Annotated in this window: 4 protein-coding genes; 2 read left to right on the forward strand and 2 right to left on the reverse strand. The window is 65.2% G+C overall.

The genetic code is table 11. The annotated features are described in order from the left end of the window. The coding region (gene hrpB, locus WEA77_RS02665) for an ATP-dependent helicase HrpB (RefSeq protein WP_368066316.1) at positions 1–2337 on the reverse strand (2337 nt) is incomplete at its 3' end. Between the two features lie 112 nt (positions 2338–2449). On the opposite strand from hrpB, the gene WEA77_RS02670 reads away from it, so the two are divergent. After that, on the forward strand, positions 2450–3763 hold the full coding sequence (locus WEA77_RS02670; protein WP_368066317.1) for a dicarboxylate/amino acid:cation symporter: 1314 nt from the start codon (positions 2450–2452) through the stop codon (positions 3761–3763). A 1-nt stretch (position 3764) separates the two neighbouring features. On the opposite strand, the gene WEA77_RS02675 is transcribed toward WEA77_RS02670, so the two are convergent. Next, positions 3765–6215, reverse strand: coding sequence for a PAS-domain containing protein (locus tag WEA77_RS02675; RefSeq protein WP_368066318.1), 2451 nt, complete (start codon positions 6213–6215; stop codon positions 3765–3767). A 251-nt stretch (positions 6216–6466) separates the two neighbouring features. Between WEA77_RS02675 and WEA77_RS02680 the strand changes: the two genes are divergently transcribed. After that, complete coding sequence (locus WEA77_RS02680) at positions 6467–6982, forward strand: hypothetical protein (protein ID WP_368066319.1); 516 nt, start codon at positions 6467–6469, stop codon at positions 6980–6982. The last annotated feature ends 146 nt before the right edge of the window (positions 6983–7128 follow it).

The following is a 7128-nucleotide window of genomic DNA, read 5'->3' on the forward strand; positions in this document are numbered from 1 at the left end:
GTATCCAGCGCCCCAGAAACGGGCGAGGTCTTGCGTCGTGGCGACCGGTTTCATACCCGGCGAGAGGAGTTCCACGGTGACGGGTACGCGGCCAGAAGCAATTCGCGGGTGCTCGGTCAGCCCATAGAAGGCCTGTGCCCTCGCCGAGACAAGTGGCGCACGCGGATCGAGCCAGTCCACACGCGCCTCCTGGCCGGACGGCAGGTCCAGCGAGAGAGGCGCATGCAGGCGCAGCGCTTCCTGCACCGGCCAGTCGAAGGACTGGATCAGCGCGTCACGCACCTCATGCGGCGCCGGGACCGACGCGCCCTTGCGGCGCAGCAGCGGATAGAGCCAATCCGGCGCGCTGCCAATAAGCGCGTCTGTCTTCCTCTCCGGAGCATCGATGAGGGCGGCAGATTGAAGAATCAGCAGCCGCTGCAGCGTTTCCTCGACGGCCTCTGCGGCGCCAATTGCGCTGAAACCTGCCGCCCGTACAGCCTCCAGCATGGCCTGCGCTGCGGCTTCCGCCGAGGGCTTCGGCAGCGGCGCCTCTGAAAGCACGATAGCGCCAAGCGCTTTCACGCGGCGCGCGGTAAAACGACCGGTCTTCGGATCGAACGCGGCGCGGTCTTCGGTCGTCACTCTCTGGCTGGCGAGCGCCTCGGCTTGCGTAATCGGCAGCCCGAGCGTAATACGCGGCTCGCGGGCGGCGCCGCCGAGGTCGGCGACGACCAGCCAGTCGGATTTCGCCAGACCGTCCGTAGCCGGAAGACTTGCCGCACGGCCTGAGGCGAGAAGATAAGCGCCATCCGAGCCGGGGCGTTTGCGAGCGACCTGATCCGGCCAGGCTGAGGCGAGCAGACGAGAGAGATCGCCGCCTGGCCTTGCACCGCCGCCCCAGCTGGCCGCCTGGACCTTGAGACTGCGCGCACGCGCGCTGCCATCGGACCGGAAGCGCTGCAACCGGTCGCGCAGATCGCTCGAAACGCCGCCCATGCCCCGCTCGCCTGCGAGTGCGGCCACTTCCGCCGCGAGTGCCTTCTCGGCGGGTCCCGGCGCCGCTGCGATCAATGCCGCCAGGCGCGGCGCCATCGGCAGGCGCGCCATCTCGCGGCCCTTTGGCGTCAATGATCCGGCATCATCGAGCGCGCCGAGCGCCAGAAGCTGCTCCTCTGCGGCGCGGTATTTCCCGGCAGGCGGCGGGTCCAGCCATGTGAGTTTGGAGGGGTCGCGTTCGCCCCATTCCGCAAGCGCCAGCACAAGTCCGGAAAGATCGCTCGACAACACTTCAGGCGTGGCCGCTGCCATCAGGCCGCGCGTCGCGGCTTCGTCCCACAATCGATAGCAAACACCCGGTGCGGTCCGTCCCGCCCTGCCCCGCCGCTGGTCGACCGAGGCGCGCGAGGCGCGCACCGTTGACAGGCGCGTGCCGAGGCCGCCCGCTTCATCTTCAGCCACGCGGGCGAGGCCGGAATCGATGACGATGCGGACGCCTTCGATCGTCAGCGCGCTTTCGGCGAGATCGGTCGCGAGCACGACCTTGCGCTTGCCGATGGGGGCCGGCGAGACCGCCGCATCCTGATCCGCCGGCGGCAGGGCGCCGAACAAGGGCGCAATGAGGATATCCGGCCCCAGTCCGGCAAGGGCCTCGGCGGTGCGGTGGATTTCACGCGCGCCCGGCAGGAATGCCAGCACGGAGCCTTGTTCCTCGCGCAGCGCCTGCCGGATGGCCTTCGGCATCCTGTCTTCGATCCGCTCCTCGGAGCGGCCGAGATAGCGCGTCTCAACCGGATACTGGCGTCCCGCACTCTCGATGACCGGCGCAGCCACGGCCATCGAGACAGCGGCGATGTCCAAGGTCGCCGACATGATCAGCAGGCGGAGATCTTCGCGCAGTGCGCCTTGCGCGTCCAGCGCAAGCGCGAGACCAAGATCGGAATTCAGCCGGCGCTCGTGGAACTCGTCGAACAGGACCGCGCCTGCATCCTTCAGTTCCGGATCATTCAGGATGCGCCGGGTGAACAGGCCGTCCGTAATCACTTCGATGCGCGTAACCGAGGAAACCTTCTTGTCCACACGCGTTGTGAGGCCCACGGTTTGTCCCAGCCGCTCGCCGAGACTGGAGGCCATCCGCTCGGCGGCCATGCGCGCAGCGATCCGGCGCGGCTCCAGCATCAGGATACGCCCCCGGATGACCGGCGCCTCGCCGAGAAGGCCTGCCAGCGCCAGCGGCACGCGCGTTGTCTTGCCGGCGCCCGGGGGCGCGGCGAGCACCAGCCGGTTTCCATCCTTGAGTGCACGGAGGATCCCCGGCAACACATCGTCAATCGGGAGCGGGTCACGCGGCGGGGCCATAGTCCACGCAATAGGGCGCCGGGCCCGTCTCTGGCAAGCAGCCCCGGGTAAAGGTTGTTTTCTGCTTCACCGGCCTCTACCCTCCTGCTGTGGCGGAAAAATGAGGCGGCAGATGAAGACCTGGTTTGAAATCGATCTGTGGAAGCGGGTTATCCTCGGCCTTGTCATTGGCGGCGCTATCGGGCTCAGCCTCCGCTATGGGATTGGGCCAGACCGGGCGAGCGAACTCGTCACCACCTGGTTCAAACCGGTCGGCGATGCCTTCATCAACCTCATCCGGATGCTGGTCGTGCCGCTGATCTTCACGACCCTCGTGTCCGGCGTCCTAGCGATGGGCGATCCCAAACGTCTCGGCAGCCTGGGCGGGCGCGCGCTCGGACTATACATGGCGACCACGTTCATCGCGGTCTGCTTCGGCCTCGCCATGGGCACGCTGATCCAGCCGGGCGCGGGCTTCGATCTGTCGCTCGTCTCCTCCTCCGATCTGGAAGATGCGCGACTGCGCCTGTCGGAAAACCCGGCGCCGGGCAGCGTGCTGGAACAGATCATCCGCACGCTGCTGTCGATCATTCCGGTCAACCCGGTCGATGCGATGGCGAAGGGCGACGTGCTCGCGATCATTTTCTTTGCGATCATGCTGGGGATTGCTACGCTGATGGCGGGCGATGCCGGCGAGCCCATCGCGCGGGTCATGAACAGCGCAGCAGAAGTGATGATGCGGCTCACGATCATCATCATGGAAGTTGCGCCTTTTGGTGTGCTCGCGCTGATGGCCTGGGTGCTGGGAACGCGCGGTCTTGTCGTGCTGGAAGTGCTCGGCAAGATGACGCTGGCGCACTATCTCGCCTGCACGCTCCACATGCTGATCACGTATGGCTTCATCGTTAAGGGCCTGCTTCGCCTGCCGCTGATCCCGTTCATTCGCGGTGTCGCAGATCCGCAGGCGGTGGCCTTCTCAACTTCTTCGTCCAATGCAACCCTGCCGGTCACAATCGCGGCAGCGACCAAGAATCTCGGCATCCGCAAGCCGGTTGCCTCCTCGGTCCTGCCGCTGGGCGCCACCATCAACATGGACGGCACAGCCCTCTATCAGGGCCTGATCGCGCTGTTCGCGGCGCAGGCGCTCGGCATCACGATGACGCCGGACATGTATTTCACCATTATCCTGATGGCGACGCTTGTCTCGATCGGAACCGCCGGGATTCCATCGGTCAGCCTGTTCCTCGCGGCGACCACGCTCAGCGTGATCGGCGTCTCGCCGGAGAACACGGTATTGATCATCGCGATCCTGTTCCCGTTTGACCGGATACTCGACATGATGCGGACGGTGACGAATGTCACCGGCGATCTCGCGGTTGCAACCGCCGTCGCCAAATGGGAAGGCGAACTTGACGAGGATGTCTTCCGGGCCCGCGACCCGGTCTAGGTCAGGAAGCCTGGAGCGTTGCGCCTTCGGCATGGTGCAGCGCAGCCTGGGCCGCCACTGTCACTTGCGCCGGCAGCCAGCAGGTCACCTCCAGACCGCCGCCCTCCACCGGCTTCATGCCGACCGTTCCACCGTGCAGGTGGATGAAGTGTTTCACCAGCGCGAGGCCGAGCCCGGCGCCGCGCTGATCACCCGAGACGAAGCTGTCGAAGCTGGTCGCGCGCTTGTCGGCCTCAAGGCCGATCCCGTTGTCCCGTACACTGAGCATCACCATGTCGCCCGCACGCTGGGCAGCCACAACGACTTCCCCGCCGGCCTCGGTGAAGCGAAGCGAGTTGGACACGAGGTTGAACAAGACCTGCTTGATCCGGCGCGCGTCGCCGCGGATCGTGCCCAGCTTGCCGACTACTTCTGACCGTACGGTGACTTCGGTATCCTCGGCCTTCGAGACAACCATCTCGATGCCCTCGGCGATCAGGTCCTCGAGGTTCACGGTATCGAGGTCGAGATCCATGCGGCCGGCCTCGATGAGCGCCAGGTCAAGGATGTTCTCGATCAGCTTGTTGAGATGATCCGACGCCGACAGGATGGCGCGGACATGGTCGGTCTGGCGCTCCGTCAGCGCGCCATTGCGCTGCGTTTCAAGAAGCTCGGCATAACCGAAGATGGTCGTCAGCGGAGAGCGCAGCTGGTAACTGACATTTCGGACAAATTCCGTTTTCAGGCGGTCTGCCGCCTCGAAGGCTTCGGCACGGTCGCGCAGCGCGGACTCAACGCGGCGGGTGGCCGTGACGTCCGCGAATGCGATCAGCGTGTTGCCGTCCGGCAGCGGGTTGGTGATGTAGGTCAACAGTGAGCCATCCGAGCGGCGCATCTCGCCGGTCGTCGCCTGGCGGGCGCCTGCGGACGGGTCGGTTATATGCACCTTGATGGCGTCCCAGATTTCCGCGTCATGGAAAAGCGGCACGCAACCTTCGACCACATCGTCATAGTCCGGCGTATCCTTCAGCAGATCCGCCAGCAGGTCCCAGACACGTTCAAAGGCACGGTTGTGCAACTTCAGCCGTCCATCGCTGCCGAACACGGCAACTGCTTCGTGGAGGTTATCGAGGGTAGAGCGCTGCGTCTTGATCAGCGCGTTGAATCGGGTCTGCAGGTCGAGTTGGACTGTAATGTCCTTGAAGAGCAGGAGCAGGCCGCCCATCGGGTGACGCTGGCGGGTGACCGACAACGTGCGGCCATCGGGCAATGACCATTTGTCTTCCTTCACGCCGTCGAGATCGAGATAGTAGGAAATCTCCTCGGCGCGCCATTCAGCATAGTTCGGGCGGCCGGGAAGCTTGCGGCGCTCGCGCAGCCGGTCGAGCAGCTGGCCATGGTTCGGCCGGTCCAGGAGGAAGGCCTCTTCAAGGTCCCACATGTCGCGGAAGGCCTTGTTGTAGAAGGTCAGCTTGCGTTCAGCCGAGAAGATGGCGACGGCATCGGCGACATGGTTCAGCGTCTCGTCATGCGCGCGGACGTGGCGGTTCAGTTCCTCGCGTGCATTTTCCTGCATCGTCACGTCAAAGGCCATGGCCCCTGCCCCGCCAGAGAGCGGGAACGTCAGTACGCGCATCGCCCGGCGGTCGCCCTTGACGACGATGTGACGGGTCTCATCATGCTCCTGGCCATCTGAAATGGTCTTGCGGGCTTGCTCCGCGACGGTCTGGTCCAGCGTCGTCTGTTCTTCCAGAAGCCGGTCGAGGCTGGAGACATCCACAGCCGCGAGGTAGGCTGGGTTCGCCCATTGCAGGCGGCCCATGCCCGATACGCGCCAGGCCGGGAACGGCGCCTTGCGCAGCATGTCGAGAAAGGCAGTCGGATCGCGCGCGATGACCTGGCGGGCCTCTTCGAATTTTCCGCGGGCGGAGCTTTCTTCCAGACCCTTGATGGTGGAATCGGTGACCCAGACCACTGCACGCGCCCCGGCGGTGCGCCCGTCGGCTTCAAGAAAACGTCCCGACGGCCCGATGATGGTCAGCGAGAAGGGATTGCCCTGCTCGCGCAGTTCCCGCAGGCGGATACGCAGCGTGGTGTCCTGACCGGTGGAGTCGCGTGCCTCGAGATCGGCGATGCCTTCCACGATGCGGACAGTCGGGTTCTCCGAAATCGCCGCGTCCGTAAAGCTCAGCAGCCCCGCGAGCGCGACCGACGAGCCGAACACGTCCGGCGGCGTGATTTCGTCGCCTTCGATTTCCAGCGCCTCGCCCTGCCAGACAAGAATGACACCGGGATGAGCGCCTAGCACAGATTTAAGGGCCGCGTTCTCGGTTTCCCGTTCGCCTGCCAGATCGCGGTACTTCTTCGCCGCGCCGCGCGCGCCATCCGAGACCCGCAAGGCCCACAGCAACGCGCCGAGGGCCAGCATTGCGGTACCAACCGCCATGATAATGGGCACTTGTTCTGCGTTCATCGGACAGCCGCCTTTCCAAGCGCGAACTTACACACCTTGCGGTGTGCGACTCGTGGCAGTTTATACTGGTTAACCATTTGCCCCGCGAGCGTTAAGGCGCGGTTAATTCCGGGCCTGCGAGGCTCCCTCTGACAGGCGCTCCGGCGCTGCAAGCCGCTGTTGCAAAAACAGCACACTCGCCTAGGGTAACCATTGGCAATCGTGAGGAGTCCCCGTTGATACGCCGTGCCCTGCTAGTTGCTGCTGTCCTGATGGCAGCTCTTCCCGTCAACGCCCAGGCCGAAACCGAAACGGATGATCTCGTGCGCCTGCCAGGCCAGGGCGAGGCCAACCCGGACTCCGGTCCAGGCCTCATGAAACTCGGGCGGCTCGTGCCGGGGGGCGGACTGATCGCCAGCTTTGACGCCAATGCCGATGGCCGGATTTCCGCCGCAGAGATCGCGGCCGGCACGCTGGCCGCCTTTGCTGCGGCCGATGCCAACGCAGATGGGCAGCTGGTCGCCATCGAACAGCAGGACTGGGCCGCAAACCTGCCCACCCGGGATGACACGCTGGCCAACCCAGTGCGCTTCGATCCTAACCTCGACCGGGTCGTGACCTTCCAGGAATTCCAAGCTGCCATCGTTCAGTTGGCGAAGAATTATGAGGACGCCTCCGGCACGATCGAGATTGCGAGCCTGTCGGCGCCCGAGCCGCGCGAAGCGCGCAGCGACCGCCGCCCGCCGGGTGACGGCCTTCCCCAGGAGCGCAATGGAGCGGGCAACTGATCGGCCTGTACCGGGCCGGCGCTTGACAGTCAGCTCCAGTCGGGCGACCCGCTGCTGTCCATGACCAAGCCTTCCCTACCGCCTGCGCGCGGCAAACTGATCGAGAACGCCCCGCTGGCGCCCTACACCTGGTTTCGTGTCGGGGG

The organism is Hyphomonas sp. (genome assembly GCF_040882205.1).
Lineage (GTDB): Bacteria > Pseudomonadota > Alphaproteobacteria > Caulobacterales > Hyphomonadaceae > Hyphomonas.

Excerpts from the sequence above, each read along its gene's own strand:
- WEA77_RS02670 (WP_368066317.1), top strand. The coding sequence starts at position 2,450 with ATGAAGACCTGGTTTGAAATCGATCTGTGGAAGCGGGTTATCCTCGGC.
- WEA77_RS02675 (WP_368066318.1), bottom strand. The coding sequence starts at position 6,215 with ATGAACGCAGAACAAGTGCCCATTATCATGGCGGTTGGTACCGCAATG.
- WEA77_RS02680 (WP_368066319.1), top strand. The coding sequence starts at position 6,467 with ATGGCAGCTCTTCCCGTCAACGCCCAGGCCGAAACCGAAACGGATGAT.